General features: G+C 39.7%; 1 pseudogene. It reads right to left on the reverse strand.

Annotated features, from left to right (window positions below):
- Window positions 1-290, reverse strand: a pseudogene (locus ACFINO_RS11465) (peptide chain release factor N(5)-glutamine methyltransferase); the annotation flags it as partial.

Raw genomic sequence — 290 nt, forward strand, 5'->3', positions numbered from 1 at the left:
TTTCAGAAATATCGACAGCTACTGCATAGGATTGGGGAATTTGTTTAAGAATCGCAATGGCAATAGCACCGCTTCCTGTTCCCATATCCAGCAGTGTTATTTTTTCTGATTTTTCACCATATTTTTTGAGGGGTGGTAAAACAAGATCCACCAGCGTTTCTGTATCAGAGCGTGGTTCTAATGTTTCTTGAGAGAGTGCGAAGGATATACCATAAAACTCTCGTTTTCCGATAATACGGTAGACAGGTTCACCAGCAATACGTCGTTGAATGGCTTTTTCTAATTGTAAT

It is taken from the genome of Bartonella sp. AA83SXKL, assembly GCF_042196965.1.
In the GTDB taxonomy this organism is placed as follows: domain Bacteria; phylum Pseudomonadota; class Alphaproteobacteria; order Rhizobiales; family Rhizobiaceae; genus Bartonella.